General features: G+C 42.7%; 23 protein-coding genes. 21 read left to right on the forward strand and 2 right to left on the reverse strand.

Going from position 1 to position 21,365, the window contains the following annotated elements:
- Positions 1-55: 55 nt before the first annotated feature.
- The 15 genes from IHV09_RS00855 to paaX all read left to right on the forward strand — a co-directional run bounded on the left by IHV09_RS00855 (position 56) and on the right by paaX (position 14,639).
- A complete protein-coding gene (locus IHV09_RS00855; protein ID WP_197126892.1) occupies positions 56-790 on the forward strand; it encodes an MBL fold metallo-hydrolase in 735 nt (244 codons plus the stop codon).
- Positions 791-817: 27 nt separating this feature from the next.
- Complete coding sequence (locus tag IHV09_RS00860; RefSeq protein WP_197263397.1) at positions 818-1,807, forward strand: lipoate--protein ligase; 990 nt, start codon at positions 818-820, stop codon at positions 1,805-1,807.
- Positions 1,808-2,863: 1,056 nt separating this feature from the next.
- Positions 2,864-4,192, forward strand: coding sequence for a phenylacetate--CoA ligase family protein (locus IHV09_RS00865; protein WP_197263398.1), 1,329 nt, complete (start codon positions 2,864-2,866; stop codon positions 4,190-4,192).
- 70 nt (positions 4,193-4,262) lie between these two features.
- On the forward strand, positions 4,263-5,228 hold the full coding sequence (gene paaA, locus IHV09_RS00870; protein WP_137790508.1) for a 1,2-phenylacetyl-CoA epoxidase subunit PaaA: 966 nt from the start codon (positions 4,263-4,265) through the stop codon (positions 5,226-5,228).
- A gap of 23 nt (positions 5,229-5,251) precedes the next feature.
- Positions 5,252-5,599, forward strand: coding sequence for a 1,2-phenylacetyl-CoA epoxidase subunit PaaB (gene paaB / locus IHV09_RS00875; RefSeq protein ID WP_066391438.1), 348 nt, complete (start codon positions 5,252-5,254; stop codon positions 5,597-5,599).
- Complete coding sequence (paaC, locus tag IHV09_RS00880; protein WP_197263399.1) at positions 5,596-6,402, forward strand: 1,2-phenylacetyl-CoA epoxidase subunit PaaC; 807 nt, start codon at positions 5,596-5,598, stop codon at positions 6,400-6,402. The genes paaB and paaC overlap by 4 nt, the downstream gene beginning before the upstream one ends.
- Positions 6,403-6,428: 26 nt before the next feature.
- Entirely contained in the window at positions 6,429-6,929 is a 501-nt protein-coding gene (paaD, locus tag IHV09_RS00885; protein WP_370568915.1) for a 1,2-phenylacetyl-CoA epoxidase subunit PaaD, read from the forward strand.
- A 37-nt stretch (positions 6,930-6,966) separates the two neighbouring features.
- Positions 6,967-7,272: an EthD family reductase gene (locus IHV09_RS00890; RefSeq protein WP_066235887.1), complete on the forward strand. Its 306-nt coding sequence runs from the start codon at positions 6,967-6,969 to the stop codon at positions 7,270-7,272.
- Positions 7,265-8,041 carry an enoyl-CoA hydratase/isomerase family protein gene (locus IHV09_RS00895; protein ID WP_197126896.1) on the forward strand — a complete coding sequence of 259 codons (777 nt, stop codon included), beginning with the start codon at positions 7,265-7,267 and terminating at the stop codon, positions 8,039-8,041. The genes IHV09_RS00890 and IHV09_RS00895 overlap by 8 nt, the downstream gene beginning before the upstream one ends.
- A gap of 13 nt (positions 8,042-8,054) precedes the next feature.
- A complete protein-coding gene (locus IHV09_RS00900) occupies positions 8,055-8,828 on the forward strand; it encodes an enoyl-CoA hydratase-related protein (RefSeq protein WP_197126897.1) in 774 nt (257 codons plus the stop codon).
- A gap of 27 nt (positions 8,829-8,855) precedes the next feature.
- Positions 8,856-10,361 (forward strand): aldehyde dehydrogenase family protein, encoded by a 1,506-nt coding sequence (locus tag IHV09_RS00905; protein WP_197126898.1) that lies wholly within the window; start codon positions 8,856-8,858, stop codon positions 10,359-10,361.
- A gap of 327 nt (positions 10,362-10,688) precedes the next feature.
- The gene (locus IHV09_RS00910) at positions 10,689-11,561 is read left to right on the forward strand and encodes a 3-hydroxyacyl-CoA dehydrogenase (RefSeq protein WP_197263400.1); all 873 of its coding nucleotides are present in this window, start codon (positions 10,689-10,691) and stop codon (positions 11,559-11,561) included.
- Positions 11,561-12,766 carry a thiolase family protein gene (locus IHV09_RS00915; RefSeq protein WP_197263401.1) on the forward strand — a complete coding sequence of 402 codons (1,206 nt, stop codon included), beginning with the start codon at positions 11,561-11,563 and terminating at the stop codon, positions 12,764-12,766. Before IHV09_RS00910 ends, IHV09_RS00915 begins: the two co-directional genes overlap by 1 nt.
- A 14-nt stretch (positions 12,767-12,780) precedes the next feature.
- Complete coding sequence (locus tag IHV09_RS00920) at positions 12,781-13,557, forward strand: enoyl-CoA hydratase-related protein (RefSeq protein ID WP_197126901.1); 777 nt, start codon at positions 12,781-12,783, stop codon at positions 13,555-13,557.
- A gap of 188 nt (positions 13,558-13,745) precedes the next feature.
- Positions 13,746-14,639, forward strand: a complete 894-nt coding sequence (gene paaX / locus IHV09_RS00925; RefSeq protein WP_197263402.1) for a phenylacetic acid degradation operon negative regulatory protein PaaX — start codon at positions 13,746-13,748, stop codon at positions 14,637-14,639.
- Positions 14,640-14,704: 65 nt separating this feature from the next.
- Here the strand turns inward: paaX and IHV09_RS00930 are convergent, their stop codons facing one another.
- On the reverse strand, positions 14,705-15,220 hold the full coding sequence (locus IHV09_RS00930) for a gamma carbonic anhydrase family protein (RefSeq protein WP_197126903.1): 516 nt from the start codon (positions 15,218-15,220) through the stop codon (positions 14,705-14,707).
- A 66-nt stretch (positions 15,221-15,286) separates the two neighbouring features.
- Here IHV09_RS00930 and IHV09_RS00935 point away from each other — a divergent pair, with 66 nt between their 5' ends.
- From IHV09_RS00935 to IHV09_RS00950, 4 genes are all read left to right on the forward strand, one after another.
- Positions 15,287-16,237, forward strand: coding sequence for an NAD(P)H-dependent flavin oxidoreductase (locus IHV09_RS00935; RefSeq protein ID WP_197264111.1), 951 nt, complete (start codon positions 15,287-15,289; stop codon positions 16,235-16,237).
- A 36-nt stretch (positions 16,238-16,273) separates the two neighbouring features.
- Positions 16,274-17,608, forward strand: coding sequence for a sodium-dependent transporter (locus tag IHV09_RS00940; protein WP_197126905.1), 1,335 nt, complete (start codon positions 16,274-16,276; stop codon positions 17,606-17,608).
- Positions 17,609-17,710: 102 nt separating this feature from the next.
- Positions 17,711-18,430 carry an SDR family oxidoreductase gene (locus IHV09_RS00945; protein WP_197190795.1) on the forward strand — a complete coding sequence of 240 codons (720 nt, stop codon included), beginning with the start codon at positions 17,711-17,713 and terminating at the stop codon, positions 18,428-18,430.
- Between the two features lie 157 nt (positions 18,431-18,587).
- Positions 18,588-19,007: an AhpC/TSA family protein gene (locus IHV09_RS00950; protein WP_197263403.1), complete on the forward strand. Its 420-nt coding sequence runs from the start codon at positions 18,588-18,590 to the stop codon at positions 19,005-19,007.
- Positions 19,008-19,187: 180 nt separating this feature from the next.
- Here the strand turns inward: IHV09_RS00950 and IHV09_RS00955 are convergent, their stop codons facing one another.
- On the reverse strand, positions 19,188-19,598 hold the full coding sequence (locus IHV09_RS00955) for an HIT family protein (RefSeq protein ID WP_197190793.1): 411 nt from the start codon (positions 19,596-19,598) through the stop codon (positions 19,188-19,190).
- A gap of 166 nt (positions 19,599-19,764) precedes the next feature.
- Here IHV09_RS00955 and IHV09_RS00960 point away from each other — a divergent pair, with 166 nt between their 5' ends.
- Together IHV09_RS00960 and IHV09_RS00965 are read left to right on the forward strand one after the other, a co-directional pair.
- The gene (locus tag IHV09_RS00960; RefSeq protein ID WP_197190792.1) at positions 19,765-20,160 is read left to right on the forward strand and encodes a thioesterase family protein; all 396 of its coding nucleotides are present in this window, start codon (positions 19,765-19,767) and stop codon (positions 20,158-20,160) included.
- Between the two features lie 93 nt (positions 20,161-20,253).
- Positions 20,254-21,354: a Leu/Phe/Val dehydrogenase gene (locus IHV09_RS00965; RefSeq protein ID WP_197263404.1), complete on the forward strand. Its 1,101-nt coding sequence runs from the start codon at positions 20,254-20,256 to the stop codon at positions 21,352-21,354.
- Positions 21,355-21,365 lie beyond the last annotated feature (11 nt).

Raw genomic sequence — 21,365 nt, forward strand, 5'->3', positions numbered from 1 at the left:
GAAGAGTAGTGCATTGTGTAGACTAGTAAATAAAAAAGGCGGAGGGCTTAGAGTTATGAAACTAACGGTCATCGGATATTGGGGTGGTTATCCTGGAGCGGGTGAAGCCACATCAGGATATCTTCTTCAGAGCGGAGGATATAATCTGCTCATCGATTGTGGAAGCGGTGTGCTCTCACAACTGCAAAAGTATATACAGCCTGAAAAACTAGATGCGGTTGTATTATCGCACTACCATGCAGATCATGTGGCTGATGTTGGAGTTCTTCAATACAGTCGTCTCATTCAGTCGTTTTTACAAAAAGGAATACAGCCGCTTCCAATCTATGGTCATGATAAGGATCAAGATGGTTTTCGTTCGCTGACACACGGCAATAGTACAAAAGGAATTCCCTATCATCCTGATGAAGTGTTAAAGGTCGGACCATTCACGATTACGTTTCAGCTGACGAAGCATGCTGCTGTTTGTTATGCGATGCGCATTACAGATGGAAAGCATACGATCGTATATACGGCAGATACTGCGCTCATTCCTGAACTCGTTCCGTTCAGCCGATATGCGGACTTGTTAATCGCAGAATGCAACTTTTACAAAGGGATGGATGGAAGCGGCCCCGGCCACATGACATCAGAGGATTGCGGCAAACTTGCACATGAGTCTGAAGCTCGTGAACTGCTTCTTACTCACCTTCCTCATTTTGGTCAGTTATCACAGCTTGTCACAGAGGCAAAAGAGGTGTATAACAATAAAGTGGAGCTTGCCTCTTCCGGCTGGACGTGGGGAGCTTAAAGATAGGGACTGAAAGAGGAGAGAAATATGCTTTTTATTGATAATGAAAATATTACAGACCCAAGAGTGAATCTAGCTATAGAAGAGTTCGCTTTAAAACATTTAGACATCAATGAAACGTATTTGCTTTTTTATATAAATGAACCATCGATCATCATCGGTAAGAACCAAAATACCGTTGAAGAGATCAACGCGGACTATGTTCGTGATGAAGGTATTCATGTGGTTCGTCGTTTATCAGGTGGCGGTGCCGTGTATCATGATCTCGGAAACTTAAACTTCAGCTTCATTACGAAAGATGACGGTAATTCGTTTCATGATTTCAAGAAGTTTACCGATCCTGTTGTAAAAGCACTAAAAAAACTTGGTGTGAATGCTGAATTAAGCGGACGAAACGACATTTTGGCAAACGGAAAGAAAATTTCCGGCAACGCTCAGTTTTCTACGAAAGGCCGTATGTTTAGCCATGGCACTTTGCTTTTTGATTCTGAGATCGAAAATGTAGTATCTGCCCTAAATGTACGAATGGACAAGATCGAGTCAAAAGGTATCAAGTCCATCCGCAGTCGTGTAACAAATATCCGCGAGCACTTAGACGAAGATATGACGATGGAAGAGTTCAAACAGACGCTTCTTGCTTACTTATTTGAAGAGTTGGATTCTGTTCCAAAATACGAGCTGACTGAAAAAGACTGGGAAGAAATCCGCAAAATCTCAAGAGAACGTTACGCCAACTGGGATTGGAACTACGGAAAGTCACCGAAGTTCAATGTTGAACTTTCGAATCGATTTGCAGCAGGCTCTGTTGATATTAGACTGCACATCGTAAAAGGTATCATTCAAGAAAGTAAGATCTTTGGAGATTTCTTCGGTGTAGGTGACGTGTCAGATATTGAAAACAAGCTGAACGGTGTTCGTTATGACCGTGAAGCGATCGAGGAAGTGCTTGAGGATCTAGATTTAAGCCACTATTTCGGAAATGTAACGCGTCAGGAGTTCCTTGATCTATTATATTAGGAAGAAAACCGCCTTTTCATGGGCGGTTTTTGTTGTTTAAATCGTTTATAAGTCTTCAGTTTCGTTTATAAGTCTTCAAAAAAATTTATAAGTCTTCAAATTTATTTATAAGTCCTCGAAGACAATTTATAAGTCTTCACCATTTCATCCAAAGTTGAGTGTCTAAACGGCTGTTTCAGCACTCAAAATCAGTCCAGCTTCAATGACCAGCCCCTCGAGGTCACATTCTTTCCTGACTAGGATACAAAAAGCGTATCCCATTCAGGAAATGAGGTGCTGGCACCACAGGCACAAGTGCAACATCCGTTTGTAAACTACACAAACGGTGTTTTCTATGTCGGGGCTAAACAGTCATTTCAGCTTTGTATTTTATCCGGCTTCAACAGCCAGACACTCGAGGTCACTTTACTCATTTCTTGTGACACAAAGAGCGTGTCTTCAGAAAAGAGTAAAGTGCTATTCGTGTCTAAACGGCTGTTTCAGCACTCAAAATCAGTCCAGCTTCAATGACCAGCCCCTCGAGGTCACATTCTTTCCTGACTAGGATACAAAAAGCTTATCCCATTCAGGAAATGATGTGCTGGCACCACAGGCACAAGAGCAACATCCGTTTGTAAACTACACAAACGGTGTTTTCTATGTCGGGGCTGAACGGTCATTTCAGCTTTGTATTTTATCCGGCTTCAACAGCCAGACACTCGAGGTCACTTTACTCATTTCTTGTGACACAAAGAGCGTGTCTTCAGAAAAGAGTAAAGAGCTATTCGTGTCTAAACGGCTGTTTCAGCACTCAAAATCAGTCCAGCTTCAATGACCAGCCCCTCGAGGTCACATTCTTTCCTGACTAGGATACAAAAAGCGTATCCCATTCAGGCAAGGATGTGCTGTTCGGGGCTGAACGGTCATTTCAGCTTTGTATTTTCATTTGACAGAAAATTATTATAAATGATAAGCTGAAACCAAATACATCACACAATAATTAGATAACGGTACAAAAACGTCATATTTTTTAATCTCAATTGTAATCGCTTACATATTATAAAGGGAGATGAAAGAATGATCCTCCATCCACAAGTGGAATGTATGAGTCGTGATGAAAAAGAAGAGCTGCAGCTTCATCGGTTAAAGCAGACTGTACAGAGCGTTTATGAGAATGTCCCTTTTTATAAAACGGCATTTGACGAAAAAGGAATTCAGCCCTCTTCAATTGATACTTTAGACGATCTTCAAAAACTTCCTTTTACTGTAAAAAAAGATCTTCGCGATCATTATCCTTTTGGGCTTTTTGCAGTTCCGCAAGATCACCTCGTTCGACTGCACGCATCTTCTGGAACGAGCGGTAAACCGACAGTGGTTGGCTATACAGAAGGAGACATTGACAGGTGGAGTAACATGGTAGCACGTTCTATCGCAATCGCAGGTGGAGAGCCAGGTCATGTTCTTCATAATGCATATGGATATGGTCTTTTTACAGGAGGACTCGGACTTCATAACGGATCAGAGCGACTTGGTATGATTACGGTTCCTGTATCAGGCGGTAATACAGAACGCCAGATTCTTTTAATCGAAGACTTTAAACCACAGGTGATATGCGGAACGCCTTCTTATATCTTGACGATTGCTGAAAAGATGGAGGAGATGGGAAAAGATCCGAAAGCGACTTCGATAAAATACGGAATATTTGGAGCAGAGCCCTGGTCTGAAGAGATGCGTGTGACGCTTGAAGAGAAGCTTGGCATCAAAGCGATGGACATTTATGGATTAAGCGAAGTGATGGGTCCTGGTGTAGCGATGGAATGTCATGAGGCACAAAACGGGCTTCATATTATGGATGATCATTTTTTAGCTGAAATCATTAATCCTGATACGCTTGAACCTATGCCTGACGGTCAGTATGGCGAACTTGTGTTTACGAGTTTAACAAAGGAAGCTTTTCCGATCATCCGATATCGTACAGGAGATATTGCTTCGATTAATCGAGTACCTTGCAGCTGTGGAAGGACTTCCATACGAATGAGTCGTGTCAAGGGACGAATCGATGACATGATTATCGTTCGTGGAGTTAACGTGTTTCCGTCTGAAATCGAAAACTGTCTTCTTTCTATAGAGGATATCGTTCCTCACTATCAAGTTCATATCTTAACAGAAGGATTAAAAGAGCATATTGAACTTCATGTTGAGATGACGGAACAGCTTTATGCTGTAACAAACGGTGACGAAAATCATGAGGCGACGCACCTGTTAAAGAAGACGATCACAAAAAAGATCAAAGACACATGCCTCGTATCTATGAATATTAAAGTGTATCCACCAAAAGGAATACCACGTTCTGAAGGTAAGGCGATTCGTGTGGTCAGACAGATACAGAAAAAAATGGGTGTTTAACTACTTTTCAATCGTATGACGTTAATTTATAATTACGGTAAATAAACGTAATATAATAGGAGGGAACAACATGACAGTTGGTATGAGTTTTAATCAGCTTAGTGAAGAAGAGAAAATGACTCATTTTCTTGATCGGATCAACGCCGGTGAGAAGATCGAACCGGATGACTGGATGCCGGAAGATTATCGCTTGCAGCTGATTCGTTTGATTTCGATGCATGGCATTTCGGAAATTATGGGAGCGCTTCCAGAGAAAGAATGGGTACCTAAAGCACCTTCACTTCACCGCAAACTCGCGATCATGGCTAAAGTTCAGGATGAGATGGGACATGGGCAGCTCTTGCTTCGTGTGGCAGAAGATTTGATGGCACCTCTTGGCAAGAACCGCCACGACATCATGGAAGATCTTTTTTCAGGTAAATTAAAGTTTCATAACGTGTTTCATATGGATGCTCCAACATGGGGTGATGCGGGTATTATCGCTTGGCTTGTAGACGGAGCGGCAATTATCTCTCAAAGCATGATGCTTGATTCTTCTTATGGTCCATACGCCAGAGCATTAAAACGTATCTGTGCGGAGGAAGTTTTCCACGCACAGCATGGCGAAAGCATCATTTTAGCGATGGCCGAAGGAACACCGGAACAGCGTGAAATGCTACAGGATTCATTAAATCGCTGGTGGGAATCACTGATCATGTTCTTCGGACCAAAATCAGCAAAAGAAACAGGAAATTCAAACGCTGACAAGAACATCATGTACAAGATTCGTACAAAAACAAACGAGGACCTCAGGCAAGAGTTCTTCACAAAATATATTCCTCGTATTTGGTCGCTTGGGCTAACGATTCCAGATGATACGATCCGTTTTGATGAAGACAGTCAGATGTGGATCTATAAGGATGCTGACTGGAGCACGTTCAAACAGATTGTTTCTGGTAACGGGCCACAATCACAAAACCGTTTAGATCTTCGACGCCGCTCATATAAAAATAACGAGTGGGTTCGCGCGGCACTCGCTGCTAAAAAGGCGATCTAACAGCGGAAAGGAGAGAAACAAAGGTGAACGAATCAACAAATGAATTTTACAACGTGTATGAAGTATTCAGCAAAAAAACAGATAAATCTCCGTTTCAACATAGCTTCAGCCTTTTAGCACCAAACGCGGATATGGCACTCATCATGGCAAAAGAGAACTTCTTCAGAAGAGAAACGGTCGCTGACATCTGGGTTGTGAAAAGAGAGAACATAAGGGGTCTTAACCAGGACGAAAGAGAAATGCTTAAACGCCTCGATAAACAATATAGAGAAACAAAAGGATATGGCTATCTGAAGAAGAAGTGGCGTGACTACAACCAGGAGCAGTTTACCGAACAGCACATCCTTGGCGGAAGGGGAGACAATTCATGACACAGGAAACGTTAAAACCACAAGAGAAGAAAGCGCTGATCGAGCTTCTTTATCAGCTTGCAGACGATGATTTTCTTCTTGCGTTTCGCGGATCGGAGTGGCTTGGTCTTGCGCCGCATATTGAAGAGGATGTTGCGTTCTCTTCTATCTCACAAGACATGATGGGACACGCAAATTTGTACTATAACCTGCTAGAGAACCTTGGAGAAGGCGAAGCAGACAGGATTGCTCACTTGCGATCTCTTGATCAGTTTCGAAATGCCATCATCTTAGAAGAAGTGAACGGGCCTGGAACGTACTTAAAAGAACCAGATTATGACTGGGCATTCACTGTCGTACGCAACTACTTTTACGCTGTACACAAACATATTCGTCTAGATTCACTGCGCCACTCTTCCTATGAACCTTTGGCAGAAGCAGCCCGTAAAGTCATGACAGAGCAGTATTACCATCTGATGCACTGGGAGATTTGGTTCAAGCAGCTTATGACAAGTACAGATGAAGCAATCGAGCGAATGACAGCAGCGATCCAAAAGGTTTGGAGAGATTTTGGCGGAGTTCTTACGCTAGGACCGTACTATGAAGATATCGTGAAAGCAAACTTCATTGATGACGAGAACGTTATGAAGAAGAGATGGAACAACAAGATTGAAGCTGTCTTAAAAGAAGTAGGTGCATCCTATCCGGGTGAACCTCGCATGGAAAGAGGCAACGGCCGAAACGGCGTGCACACGGAAGACTTGAAGCAAGCAACTGCAACACTTTCTGAAGTTTATGCAACAAATCCTTCAACTGGCTGGTAAGACGATTTAGAAAGGAGATGAACCACGTGTCCGAATTAAAGAGCAGCATGACTGATAGTGTGATGGACGCGCTTGGGGATGTAAAAGATCCTGAAATCGCCTCTGTCAGTATATTGGATCTCGGAATGGTGCACGAAGTGGACGTGACAGATGATAAGGTCAGGATTTCTGTTCTGCCTACGTTCTCTGGCTGCCCAGCTCTGCACATCATCGAACGAGATATAAAAAAAGCGGTTGAAAATGTAGAAGGAATTACTTCAGCAGAAGTGAAATTTGTATTTACACCATCGTGGACAACAGATCGCATTACAGCTGAAGGGCGTGAGAGGTTAAAAGAGTTTGGCATCTCACCTCCACCAGCGAACCATGTGATGGGTGAGCCTTGGGAGATCGATTGTCCGTATTGTGGATCAACGTACGTAACGATGGAAAACATCTTTGGACCAACAGCATGCAGAAGTATCCTATATTGCAAGTCGTGCAAGAACCCGTTTGAAGCGATGAAACCTGTTGCTGACATGGGGTAAGAGAAATGATGATTTTAAAAATAGGGAGGAAACACACATGGTAAAACTAATCGCACTTTACAAAACACCTGAAAACTTGGAGCAGTTCGACGAGCACTATTTTGGACATCATACTGAGATCACGAAAAAGATTCCTGGGCTTCGCAAAATGGAAGTAACAAAAATCGTAGGTTCACCGATGGGGAAAAGCGACTATCACATTCTTTGTGAGATGTACTATGACGATCATGATGCGTTGAAAGCCGCTATGAAGTCTGATGAAGGTAAAGCTTCAGGAAAAGACTTAATGAGCTTTGCGGCAGAGCTTGTTACCCTTATGATCGGTGAGGAAATCAATGAGTAATTACGAAACAATTCTAACCTCTGTTGAAGATGGGATCGCCTTCATTCAATTAAATAGGCCGCGTGTGTTAAACGCGATCAACAGGCCGATGGTTACGGAACTATTAGATGCTTTTGAAAGCTTCGACCGTAATGATGAGGTAAAAGCAATTGTTTTAACAGGCAGTGAGCGTGCATTTGCAGCCGGTGCCGACATTGATGAGATGAAAGAAGATACAGCGGTCTCTCTTGAACTATTAAATCAGTTTAAAGAATGGGATCGTCTCGCAACGATAAAAAAGCCGATCATCGGTGCCGTCAATGGCTATTGCTTCGGGGGAGGCTTTGAACTAGCGCTGTGCGCAGACATCCTCTTTGCAGCAGAAAACGCACAGTTTGGATTTCCTGAGATCAAGCTTGGCGTGATGCCAGGTGCTGGTGGCACGGTAAAACTTACAAAGCTGATGGGGCAGAAAAAAGCTCTTGAATGGCTATGGCTCGGTGACCCGATGACAGCCCATGAAGCACTTCAATATGGCGTGATCAACCGCGTTATAGCACCAGAACTTGTCGTGGACGAGGCAAAAAAGTATGCGAAGATTGTAGCTTCTAGAGCACCTTTATCTACTCGTTTAATAAAAGAGACCGTTTATAAGTCCATTGATTATTCCACACACGAAGGCATGCAGTTCGAACGTAAAAACTTTTATCTATTATTCTCGTCTCAAGATCAAAAAGAAGGCATGAAGGCTTTCGTTGAAAAGCGTCCAGCCGAATTTAAAGGGAAGTAGAGGGGATATGAACATGTTTGAAACGATCAGCTACGAAACAAGAGGAAAAACGGCTTGGATTACTTTAAATCGTCCGGATAAGCTCAATGCATTCACTTCGCTCATGCATAAGGAAATGGTTTCTGCGATAAAAGAAGCCAACAAAGACAGCAATGTGAGAGCCGTTGTTATAACAGGCGCAGGGCGTGCATTCTGTTCAGGTCAAGATCTAACAGGTTCACCAGAGGGCGCTGATTATGGCGATGTTCTGCGAAAAGGATATAATCCGATGGTGCAAGCACTAGTTGGCATGGAGAAGCCAGTTATCGCAGCCGTGAACGGTGTTGCGGCTGGTGCAGGAATGAGTCTCGCGCTAGCTTGTGACTTCCGTATCGCAAGTGAAAAAGCGAGTTTCATAGAAGCGTTCATTCATGTTGGTCTTGTACCTGATTCTGGAAATCTGTACTTCTTGCCTCGTTTAGTAGGACATGCAAAAGCAATGGAGCTTGCTGTGTTAGGTGAGAAGATTACCGCTCAACAAGCAAAAGAGTTTGGACTTGTAACGAAAACGGTAAGTGAAGAAGAGTTCATGCTTGAAGTGGAAACGTTCGCTGAAAAACTAGCCAACATGCCAACGAAAGCAATCGGGCTCATCAAACGCTATATGAATAAAAGCTGGGAAAGCGATTTGAACGAGGTGCTGGAATATGAAGCACAAGCGCAAAAAATTGCTGGAGAGTCAGCGGATCACCAAGAAGGTCTTCATGCATTTATAGAAAAGAGAAAACCAGCATTCACAGGAAAATAGACATCTAGATCAAAAGGAGTGGAGAACATGAGCACAAAGACAGAAGTGAAAGCAGTAAAACGTGATGTATACGAAATGGTTATTGGAGGACAAAGTGTTGGTGGATCTGAAGGAGAATACTTTGTTACATATAATCCAGCAACAGGTGAACCGTTAGCGAAAGTAGCGAAAGCAACGAAAGCGGATGTTGACCGTGCTGTTGAGGCGGCAAGAACAGCTTTTGAAACAGGGAAATGGAAGCGCTCTCCTGTAAATAAGCGTTCTCGTACGATGAACAAGATTGCTAGCATCATGCGTTCTCGTTATAACGAGCTTGTTGAGCTTGAAATTTTAAACAGCGGAAAATCGTTAAGTGCTGCACAAGGTCAAGTCATGCAAGCGATTGAAGACTTTGAGTTCTATGCGGGTGCAATCGTCAGCCACCGCGGTGCTGTAAACCCGATGCCAGGACCGTTCATGAACTACACGTTAAAAGAACCTCTAGGCGTATGCGCACAGATTATTCCTTGGAACTATCCGATGATGATGGCAGCGTGGAAGATCGCACCAGCAATCGCAACTGGTTGTTCGGTCATTCTAAAGCCTGCGAGCTTAACGCCACTAACAGCGATCGTAATGACAGAGATCTGCCATGAAGCGGGTGTTCCAGAAGGTGTTGTAAACATCATTACAGGTGACGGAGCTACGGTAGGTTCATACCTTGCTGAACACGAAGGTGTTGATAAAGTCGCGTTCACTGGTGAAACAGGAACAGGAAAAGACATTATGGCTAAGGCGTCTCAAACGTTAAAACGTGTAACGCTTGAACTTGGCGGGAAATCTCCTAATTTAGTTTTTGCGGATACAGATATTGATGCGGCAGTCGACGGCTCATTATTTGGTATTTTTTATAACACAGGTCAATCTTGTGAAGCACGTTCTCGTCTTTATATCGAGGAAAGTGTATATGATGCTTTCATGGAAAAGTTCGTTGAAAAAGCGAAGAAGCTTGTACTAGGTAATCCACTCGATCAAAGTACACATGTTGGAGCAATCATTTCAGAGCGCCAGCTTGAAGTGATCGACGGTTACGTGAAATCGGCTGAAGAAGAAGGAGCAACTATCCTTCTAGGCGGTGGACGTGCAAAAGTGGACGGTTATGAAAACGGTCATTGGTACCTTCCGACGATCATCACAGATGTAAATGAAGACATGAAAGTAGTTAAAGAAGAAATCTTCGGACCGGTTGTCGTGGTGTCTACGTTTAAGGACGAAAAAGAGGCTGTGAAACTAGCAAACAACACAGACTTTGGTTTAGCAGCAGCGATCTGGACGAAGGATCATGCGAAGGCAACTCGTGTTGCAGGCATGATTCAAGCTGGAACGATCATGATCAACTCACCATTCTCTGCATTCCCAGGAACACCATTCGGCGGCTACAAGCAATCCGGTTTCGGCCGCGAGCTATGTATCGAGACACTTGATCTTTATTCAGAAACAAAGAGCGTCGTGTCCTACACAGGATCACGTCCGTTGAATCCTTTTAATCTGTAATTTAGTTTATGTCTAGCTCTGTTAACTTGCGTTGAGAGATCTAGTAACAAACTTGGAAAAGCGGGCCATCGTGCTCGCTTTTTATACAATGTTTTATTTGAAAAGGTTCTTTATCTATAGCTTCAATGACCAGTTGGTTGGAGTGCAAGGTGCGAGACTCCTGCGGGACTGGCGGTCAGGTGAGACCCTTAAGGGCGCAAAGCGGCAAGGGGCTCACCGCCTGCCCCGCGGAAAGCGAGCATCCTGGAACGGAAATCAACCACTTACAAAAGCATCTATGCATACAAAACGTTAAACACTTGTTTAAAAGAAAGGCAGGAGAGACTATTGATACAAAATGCTGTTGTCATCGGATCTGGTGTGATGGGAAGAGGAATCGCCTATGTGAGCGCAGTTGGCGGTTTTGATGTTCAGCTCGTTGATGTAAAAGAAGAACAACTACAAAATGCAAAAAAAGAGATCGATTCTATTTTTTCAAAAGCAGTATCTCGCGGAAAGTTATCACAAAGTGTGGCTGAGGAAGCGCAAACAAGACTTTCATATGCTACGAATCTATCAGCAGCCGTGAGCGGTGCTGATCTAGTGATTGAAGCTGTTCCAGAAAATATAGAGATCAAGCGTGCTGTTTTTGAAGAACTAGACCGTTCAGCACCTGAACATTGTGTCCTTGCGACAAACACTTCAACGATGAGTCCGACAGAAATTGGTTCATTTACAAAACGACCTGAAAAAGTAATCGCCATGCACTTCTTTAATCCGGTCCATAGAATGCCACTCGTTGAGATCGTTCGCGGGCATGAAACAAGCGATGAAACGGTTGAACTCGCTAAGGAAGCTGCTGTGAAGATGGGTAAAGAAACAGTAACCGTTAATGAGTTTCCAGGATTCGTTACAAGCCGAATCTCTGCCATGATTGGGAATGAAGCTTTCTATATGCTGCAAGAAGGTGTTGGTACACCAGAAGATATCGATAAAGCCATTAAACTTGGTTTGAATTTTCCAATGGGGCCGTTCGAGCTCGGCGATTTAGTAGGTCTTGATACACGACTGAATAACTTGAACTATCTTCATAAAACGTTAGGCGAAAAATATCGTCCGGCACCCCTATTAGTGAAGTATGTTAAAGCGGGAAGACTTGGCCGAAAGTCAGGTAAAGGGGTATACGACTATACCAGGGAAGACAGCGGGGTGAAAAAGTAATGAAAGAGGTCGTCATCGTTGATGCTGTCCGTACACCTATAGGAAGATATAAAGGTGGACTAAAAACGGTTCGCCCCGATGATTTAGGAGCAGTGGTAATCAAAGCGCTTGTTGAAAGAAACCCTGAACTTCCTGTTGGAGAGATCGAAGAAGTAATATTCGGAAACGCCAATGGAGCAGGAGAAGATAATCGTAACGTGGCAAGAATGTCTGCTTTACTCGCTGGACTTCCTGTTGAAGTAGGTGGAACGACGATCAACCGCTTATGTGGATCTGGTATGGATGCGGTCATTTACGGTGCCAGGGCTATCTTGGCAGGAGAAGGTGATATCTTCATCGCGGGTGGAACGGAGAGTATGACACGCGCACCACTCGTAATGGGAAAGCCTGAGGTCGACTATCCTCGTGGTGATATGAAAATGTTTGATACGACGATCGGATGGCGTTTCGTTAATCCGCTTCTGCATGAAAAGTTCGGTACAGACTCTATGCCTGAAACAGCAGAGAACGTAGCGAAGAAATATGGAATTACAAGAGAAGAACAAGATCAATTCGCATATGATTCTCAACAAAAAGCAAAAGAAGCTACCCTACAGAACCGATTTAAAGAGGAGATCGTTCCTGTAAGAATAGTAGACCGAAAAGGAAACGAAACGTGGGTGACAGAAGATGAACACCCTCGTCCTGAAACGTCGCTTGAAAAGCTTGGTACGCTTAAACCGTTGTTTAAAAACGGAAGCGTCACAGCGGGAAATGCTTCTGGGGTGAACGATGGAGCTTCTGCATTACTGTTGATGAGCCGTGAAAAAGCAGATCAGCTAGGATTAAAGCCTTTAGCTCGATATGTCTCTTCCGGTGTTGCAGGTCTGGAACCAGCTATAATGGGTGTAGGTCCGATCGAAGCTTCCAAAAAAGCATTGAAGCGGGCAGGTCTCTCTATAGCTGACCTTGATTTGGTCGAGTTGAATGAAGCTTTTGCATCACAATCTCTTGCCTGTATGAGCGAACTGGGACTTGATCACAGTAAAGTTAACGTGAACGGCGGTGCGATTGCGTTTGGCCATCCACTTGGAGCTAGCGGTGCGCGCATTTTAACAACGCTTATTCACGAAATGAAAAAGCAAGGATCGCGCTACGGTCTCGCAACCATGTGTATCGGTGTTGGTCAAGGTATTGCTTCCATCGTGGAAGCGATCAATGAATAGGAGGGTCACCTAAAGTGAGTGCTATTTTATACGAAGTAAAAGATTATGTTGCTTATGTAACATTAAACCGTCCGGAAGTATTGAACTGCTTTAATTTTTCAACGTTAAAAGAGCTTGAAGAAGTAGTAGAAGACATTCATCACAACAGTGATGTTCGTGTTGTAATTTTTACAGGTGCAGGGGAGAAAGCATTCAGTGCAGGAGCTGATCTAAAAGAACGCCGTACGTTAAGTGAATCAGAAGTAAGAAGAAATGTACGCAAGATCCGCGATGTGTTCTCTGCTGTTGAAGCTTTGCCGCAGCCTACGATCTGTGCAATCAATGGCCATGCTTTTGGAGGCGGCTTCGAGTTGGCTCTAGCTTGTGATCTTCGAGTTTCTGTGAGAGAAGCGTCGATGGGTCTTACAGAACTTAGTTGGGCAATCATTCCTGGGGCAGGCGGAACTCAGCGTCTTCCGAGACTGATCGGACAAGCGAAAGCGATGGAACTGATCTTAACAGCAAAAAAGATGATGGCGGAAGAAGCTTTTTCTTACGGCATCTTGAACCAAGTGACGTCAAGAGAAGAATTGATGGCTGTTTGTGAAAACTATGCTGGTCTTATCATGAAGAATGGACCAGTAGCTGTTCAGCAAGCAAAGTATGCGATCAAGCATGGAACAGAAGTTGATCTGCAGACAGGACTTGCGATTGAGGCGAAAGCGTATGAAGTGACGATTCCTACAAAAGATCGAATGGAAGCGCTCGTTGCTTTTGGAGAAAAAAGACCACCTGTATTTAAGGGAGAGTAACTTGTTTCTGTCTCAGTAATTCTACTATTATAGAGTATAACTTTTTTGCATGATGTTTTTCGATGAGGTTCCAGATTTAAGTCGATCGTATGAGTGCAACTAAATTGACGTGAAAGACTTGATGTCAGCTAAGTTTTCTTTATGGTAGGATTGTACAGACAATAACAGGTACAAATGAGGGTATGAACATGCAGAATAGTTTAAACACACGTTCCATGATTTTCACATTGTACGGAGACTATATCCGGCATTATGGCAGTGAGATATGGATCGGCAGCTTGATTCGATTGTTAGAAGAGTTTGGTCACAACGAACAAGCCGTAAGAGCAGCGATTTCCAGAATGAATAAGCAAGGCTGGATCGCAGCTAGAAAACAAGGGAATAAAAGTTATTATTATTTAACAGAGCGTGGAAAGAAGCGGATGGATGAAGCGGCAAAGAGAATCTTTAACGCACAACAGGAGCCGTGGAACGGCGAATGGATGATGTTCACCTATACGATTCCTGAAGAGAAAAGAAGCATTCGTGATGAACTTCGAAAAGAACTGGTCTGGAGCGGGTTTGGTCTACTGGCAAACAGCTTTTGGATCTCACCACACGCATACTCAGAGCAGATTCAATCTATGATCGATAAATATGACATCAAAGACTATGTTCATTCTTTTACAGCCGTTTACAATGGGCCCAATGAGAATGAAAAGCTAGTTTCTGAGTGTTGGGATTTAAACGACATTAACGAGAAATACAACGAGTTCATCGTAACGTATTCTCAAAAATATGTGATCGATAAGAATAAGATTGAAAAAGGTGAGATGACAGACGGAGAATGCTTCGTAGAGCGCACTAAGCTTGTTCACGAATACCGTAAGTTTCTTTTCATCGATCCAGGTTTACCGAAGGAGCTTCTTCATGCAGAATGGCTAGGTGATCACGCAGCTTCACTCTTCAGTGATTACTACCGTGCACTGGCAGGGCCAGCAAGTCGTTTCTTTGAAAGCATCTATTCGGATGGAAACGATTTAAAGAAAGATTCAGAGTTTGATGCTCTTAATCATCCTCTTATTCAGGAGAACCGGTCATAAAAGAATTAGGTTAGAGACAACTAAAAAAGCACTTTCGCAAGCTATTGTACGAAAGTGCTTTTCTACTACTCTTTTAATTCGTCACGAAACTGTTTCCCTTTTTCATAATACGTGTCGATCGTAAGCTGAATAAGCTTTAGATCATCGTCGTTCAGTTCGCGTATGATTTTACCCGGTGAACCCATGACCATGACACGCGGCGGTATTTTTTTGCCGGGAGGAATTAGTGTGTTCGCACCGATGAATGCTTGTTCGCCAATTTCTACACCATCAAGAATGGTAGACCCCATGCCAACGAGTGCACCTTTTTTAATCGTACATCCGTGCAGGATGACGTTGTGACCGATCGACACCTCATCTTCTAGAATGAGGGGATACCCTTCATATAGGTGAAGGGTACAATTGTCTTGAACGTTAGTCTTTTTGCCGATGGAGATAGGTCCTTCATCACCTCGAAGAACGGAGTTAAACCAGACGCTTGCTCCTTCTTCTACTGTAACGTCGCCAATCAAGTGAACCCCAGGGGCGATAAAAGCGCTTTCGTGAACATCTGGTGTTTTGCCATTAAACGTGTATTTCATAATGAGCCTCCCTCGTAACAGGTTATAGGTTCAGTATAACAAAGGTTAGAATGGGAAGTGGAGAAATTGAATTCCATCTGTGAAAAGTTAAACATTCAGTATCCGATCCTTCAAGGCGGAATGGGAAATGTTAGTAATGCAGAACTAGCTTCTGCTATATCAAATGCAGGTGGATTAGGCACGATCGGTGCTGGTACGATGTCACCTGAAGAGGTAGAAAATTTGATAATTGCAACAAAGGGGATGACAGACAGGCCATTTGCTGTTAATGTACCTTTAACCGTTGCATCAAATGTAAAAGAAATTCTTAGACTTCTGATCAAACATAAAGTGGAAGTTGTTTCCTTATCTGCAGGTAATCCAGCACCTTACATACCGAAATTAAAGGAACATGGATTGAAGGTTATCTGTGTTATAGCTTCTGTCTATCATGCCAAAAAAGCAGAAGCAGCAGGAGCAGATCTGCTAGTAGCTGAAGGCTATGAAGCTGCGGGACTAAACTCACCTTATGAGACGACGACTATGGTTCTATTGCCTCAGGTCTCCAAGAGTGTAACTATTCCAGTCATCGCGGCTGGAGGTATAGCAGATGGAAGCGGTATGGCAGCTGCCTTTGCTCTTGGTGCACAAGGTGTTCAGATGGGAACTCGTTTCATCGCAACAAAGGAAGCACCATTTCATGAGAAATACAAAACTTCCTTAGTAGAAGCAGATGATACAAAAACGTTAATCGTTGGCCGCTCAACCGGAAAGATCAGAAGAATTTACGATACACCTTATGCTCAGAAGTTGATTCAACTTGAAAAAAATGGCGTCTCACCTGAAGAGTTTGTTACACACACCTCAGAAGATCATCATATTTTAGGAGCTGTAAAAGGGGACTTGGAGAACGGTTTTATTAATAGCGGTCAGATCGCAGGTGTGATTTCAGATGTACCGAGCGTGAAAGAAATGCTTGAAACCATGATGAAAGAAGCAAGAGAAGCAGTAAGTATGTTAAACAATCGTTTCATCTAATTCAGTAGTATTAGTAACAGGAGGGTGTATGTAATTATGAATCAGCAAGACCAGTGGACGTCAAAGTTAGCCTTTATTCTAGCTGCAGCAGGGTCAGCAATCGGACTCGGTGCGATTTGGAAATTTCCTTATGTAGCTGGTACTAGTGGTGGGGGAGCTTTCTTCCTTCTCTTTTTATTGTTTACGTTTCTTATCGGCTTTCCGCTTTTAATGGCTGAGTTTGTTATCGGCCGAGGAGCGCAAAAAGAGGCGGTTTCCGCTTATCGAAAGATCGCTCCAGGTTCAGCATGGCCATGGCTAGGCAGAATGGGTGTAGCGACTGCATTTATTTTATTATCTTTTTACAGTGTAATTGGTGGATGGATCATTCTCTACCTTGGAAAAAGTTTTTCAGGAGACTTCTTTAACCATGACTTTAGTCAAATGTTCGGAGAGTCAATCTCGAGTACATGGCCGGTTTTGATCTCTCAATTCATCTTTATGATGGTTACGATTTTCGTTGTTAGCCGTGGTATTAAGAATGGAATTGAAAAAGCAAACCAAATCATGATGCCAGCACTTTTTGTATTGTTTGCTGTTTTGATTATTCGTTCACTAACATTAGATAATGCGATGGAAGGCGTAAAGTTCTTCTTGTTCCCGGACTTTTCTAAGATCGGTGGAGACGATATTCTATTTGCTTTAGGTCAGTCTTTCTTCTCATTAAGTGTGGGTATCTCTGTAATGGTTACGTACAGTTCTTATTTGAGCAAGAAGGAAAGCCTTACGAAATCGGCGACCACGATTGTATTACTCAACGTATTGATCTCCTTATTAGCGGGATTAGCGATCTTCCCAGGGGTATTTTCATTAGGCCTAGAACCAGCGGAAGGACCTGGATTGTTGTTTGTAGTACTTCCTGCCGTTTTTGATCAGATCGTGTTCGGACAATTATTCTTTATTGTGTTCTTAGCATTGTTCTTGTTTGCTACACTTACATCAGCATTCTCGATGTTAGAGATCATCGTTGCTTCTATCACGAAAGGTGAGTTAGAGAACCGTGCAAAATGGTCTTGGATCATCGGAATCCTTATCTTTGTATTTGGTGTACCATCTACGTTGTCATATGGAGTTTGGTCAGATTTCACGCTGTTTGACAAGATTATCTTTGATCAACTCGACTATTTAGTGAGCAACATCCTGCTTCCTTTAGGAGCGTTGTTCATCGCGTTGTTTGTAGGATATCGTTATCCTAGAGAGATGCTTCTTGAAGAGTTTAGAGCAGGTTCATCTGTTTCGGTAAAAGGCTTTGCGCTTTGGCTAATGTTGATCCGTTACGTCGTTCCTGTTGTGATCATCATCGTATTTGTTAACATGCTTGGACTTTTTTAAAAGAAAATTAGAAAGAAAGGCGCGGACCATAATTGGTTTTAGCGCCTTTTTTGTGTTAATAATAGAATTTGTGAAATACAGAAGTGAAGGGAAGAATGAATAATGTTGAAAGACAAGATTGCAGTAGTAACGGGAGCAACTCGTGGGTGTGGGAAAGCTATAGCAGAAAAGTTAGGAACATTAGGAGCAAAACTTGCTATCATTGGTTCGTCTGATGGCATCTTCAAAACGGGAGAAGAGTTAAAAGCTAAGGGATTCGATGTTCTTGCCATAAAAGCAGATGTGACGAAAGAAACGGACGTAGCAGAACTGTTTAAACAAACGTTTGAAACGTTTGGTAACATTGATATTCTAGTAAACAATGCTGGAATCGGACAGTTTAAATTAGCAGAAGAACATTCATTAGTAGACTTTCAAAAAATGTTTGAAGTCAACGTACAAGGTGTATTCTTATGTAGTACAGCGGTTGTTCCACATATGAAAGAGCGAAAAGAGGGGACGATCATCACGATCTCATCAGATGTGGGTCGAAGAACGATTGCTAACGGCTCTGTCTATACAGCTACAAAGTACGCAGTTCAAGGATTTTCGGGTTCTCTTGCACAAGAACTGAGAGAATTTGGCGTTCGTGTAGGTACTGTAAATCCAGGTGCGATTGATACGTACTTTGCTGATTCTGAACAAGGTCTTGATTTTAAAGAAGATTGGCTAAAAGTAGACGATATCGCAGAAGCTGTAGCGTATATGGCAAGCGCACCAAAACACATGGTCGTTGATGAAATCATGCTTCACCCTCTTTCTCAGGAATACCCGAACGTATAATACGAGGAGGCGATCTGGGTTGAAACTAGATCAAGAAGTGGTATCCATTGAAGGTTCAAAACCTGTTACGCTGCATGAGTTGTTTGGTGAAGAACAAACTTTTTTTGTGTTAGTCAGACACCTTGGCTGACCATACTATCAAGAATTCCTTGCGCAGTTGCGCGAGTCATTTGAGAAGTTTGAACGCTTAGATTTTAAGGTCGTTGTCGTAGCACCAGCTAATCGTGATCAGATTCAAGAGTTTTTGAATGTACATGGCCCATTTCCGTTTGAAATCTACGGTGATCCAGAGCTAGACCTATACGAGGAGATGGGGAACCACCACATGACCACCGTGAAAAGCATGCTGTCTGTAGGGGCCGATCTCTTAAAAGGTGAAGTGAAGATAAGCGACATTGTGCCTAAAGACAAGACGGAAAGAAAGCATTTTTTAAGCGCAGTGAAAAATCAAGACGTGAACATTCAAGGAAGTTCGTGGCTGTTTGATCAAAATGGAGATGTTTTGTGGAAGCACATAGATGATGCTCCTGAAGATCATGCGAAAGTCGACGAAGTGTTGAACCAGTTGCGGAAATGATAATAAAAAAGCTGATATAGCATGTGCTGTATCAGCTTTTTCATGCGGTAGGGAGCTTCGGCTGAACTTAATCATATAAAAAATAGCGTCGATCACATAAAAATGGTGATCAATCATATAAAAAAGAAGATGAATCACATAAAAATGGTCATCAATCACATAAAAAGGAATAGCAGATTTTTAAAAAGTCTTACTTACACTGTTAGGCCTGCGGTTATCCTCAGACTTTATCCACGAACGAATGCCTCTGCCGGCAAATGGCTCGTCATCAAATCGAGGGATGATATGAAAGTGAGCGTGAGGAATACTCTGTCCTCCTACTGGATTTACGTTCCACCCCGTGCTATAGCCCTCAGGTTCAAACTCTGAGTCTAGCAAACTTTTTGCTTTTTGCATCAACTCATAGGTATCTCTCCACTCTTTTTCATTTAAATCAAACACAGTCTCTTTATGAGCTTTTGGAATAATCAATCCCGCACCTTCTAAAATATCTTGCGCTTTTGGACTCTGCAGAAAGTAGCAGCTTTCATTCTCAAACACTATTTTTTGTTCTGGAAAACTCATCGGGTTACAAAATAAACAATCATCCATTAATAAAAACACCTCCAATGCTATTTTTGCACATTTTTCATATTTCTTACAAATCAAACAATTCTGGGGATTCATTGACCGGATATCACACAAAATGTTATGATTACGTTAAGAAAACGTTATATAAATCGTTATATAAATTAGATGAAAGATATGAGGTGTGTGCATGAAATCAGGCATGAATGTTGGCCAAAGTGCTACCATCAAAGCTACCGTTACACCCGATATGTTTGCTCAATTTGAAGGAAAGTTAGTCCACCCAGCTTATTCAACTGTTAGCATGGTCTATCATATGGAATGGGCAGCGAGACAGATTATATTACCATATCTTGAAGATCATGAAGAAGGAATCGGAGGAGGAGTTGCAGCCAAGCATATGGCTCCGACACCAGAAGGCGCTGAACTTACTGTTACGGCAACATTAAGAGAAGTTAAAGGAAAGGCAGTCATATGTGATGTGACCGTCTATAACGGAAAAGCGATAGCAGGCGAAGGAGAAGTTACACAATATATCCTTCCGAGAGAAGCGATCTCACAAAAAATTAAAGAGATGAAGATTTAAATTTTTTTGCACTATAATGAAAGCGCTTACACTTTAAAGCAGCAAAGTAAAGAAGGAATAGAGTAAGTAGAGACATACTAGGGGGATTTACACATGTTTGAAAAAATATCACAGCATGAGCAAGTTGTATTTTGTAACGATCCATCAACAGGTCTCAAGGCGATTATCGCCATACATAACACTACATTAGGTCCAGCACTCGGCGGATGCAGAATGAGACCGTATGGATCGGTAGATGAGGCATTAGAGGACGTTCTTAGGCTGTCAAAAGGAATGACATACAAATGCGCAGGTGCAGATGTTGACTTCGGTGGGGGGAAATCGGTCATTATCGGAGATCCGACGTCAGATCGTACACCAGAGTTATTCCGAGCATTCGGACAGTTTGTAGATTCTTTAAACGGTCGCTTTTATACCGGAACTGATATGGGTACGACACCTGAAGACTTTGTCCACGCGTTAAAAGAAACGAATTGCATCGTCGGGGTACCCGAAGAATATGGTGGCAGCGGCGACTCTTCTGTTCCAACAGCACAAGGAGTTATATACGGACTTCAAGCTACTATCCAGACGCTTGAAGGAACAGATGATCTAGCGGGTAAGTCTTACTCTATACAAGGACTAGGAAAAGTAGGATTTAAGGTCGCGGAGCAACTTCTCGCTGTCGGTGCCCAAATCTATGTTACCGATATTAACGAAAGAGCATTAAAGATGATTCAAGAACGAGCAGAACTGCTACCTGGAAATGTGGAAGTAGTGGAAGGAAGCGACATCTATGGGGTGGACGCTGACATTTTCATACCTTGTGCACTCGGAGGAATCATTCACGACGAGACGATCGAACAGTTGAAAGTAAAAGCGATCGTAGGAAGTGCCAACAATCAGCTTTTAGAAGATAAACATGGGCTTTATCTGCAACAAAAGGGAATTCTATACGGCCCAGATTATATTGTGAACGCAGGAGGGCTTATTCAAGTAGCAGATGAGCTTTATGGACCGAACAAAGCTCGTGTATTAACAAAAACAAGAGCGATCTATGACAGCCTGATACAGATTTATAGTGAGAGCACGAAGAACCAGATATCTACGATGGAAGCAGCAAATCTTTTCTGTGAGGAAAAGCTTCAGGCCCGATCAAAACGAAACAGCTTTTTCGCTCACAACCGAAGACCAAAATGGCAAGTACGAAACTAAGGAGGGAAATT

It is taken from the genome of Fictibacillus sp. 23RED33 (assembly GCF_015903925.1).
Lineage (GTDB): Bacteria > Bacillota > Bacilli > Bacillales > Fictibacillaceae > Fictibacillus > Fictibacillus phosphorivorans.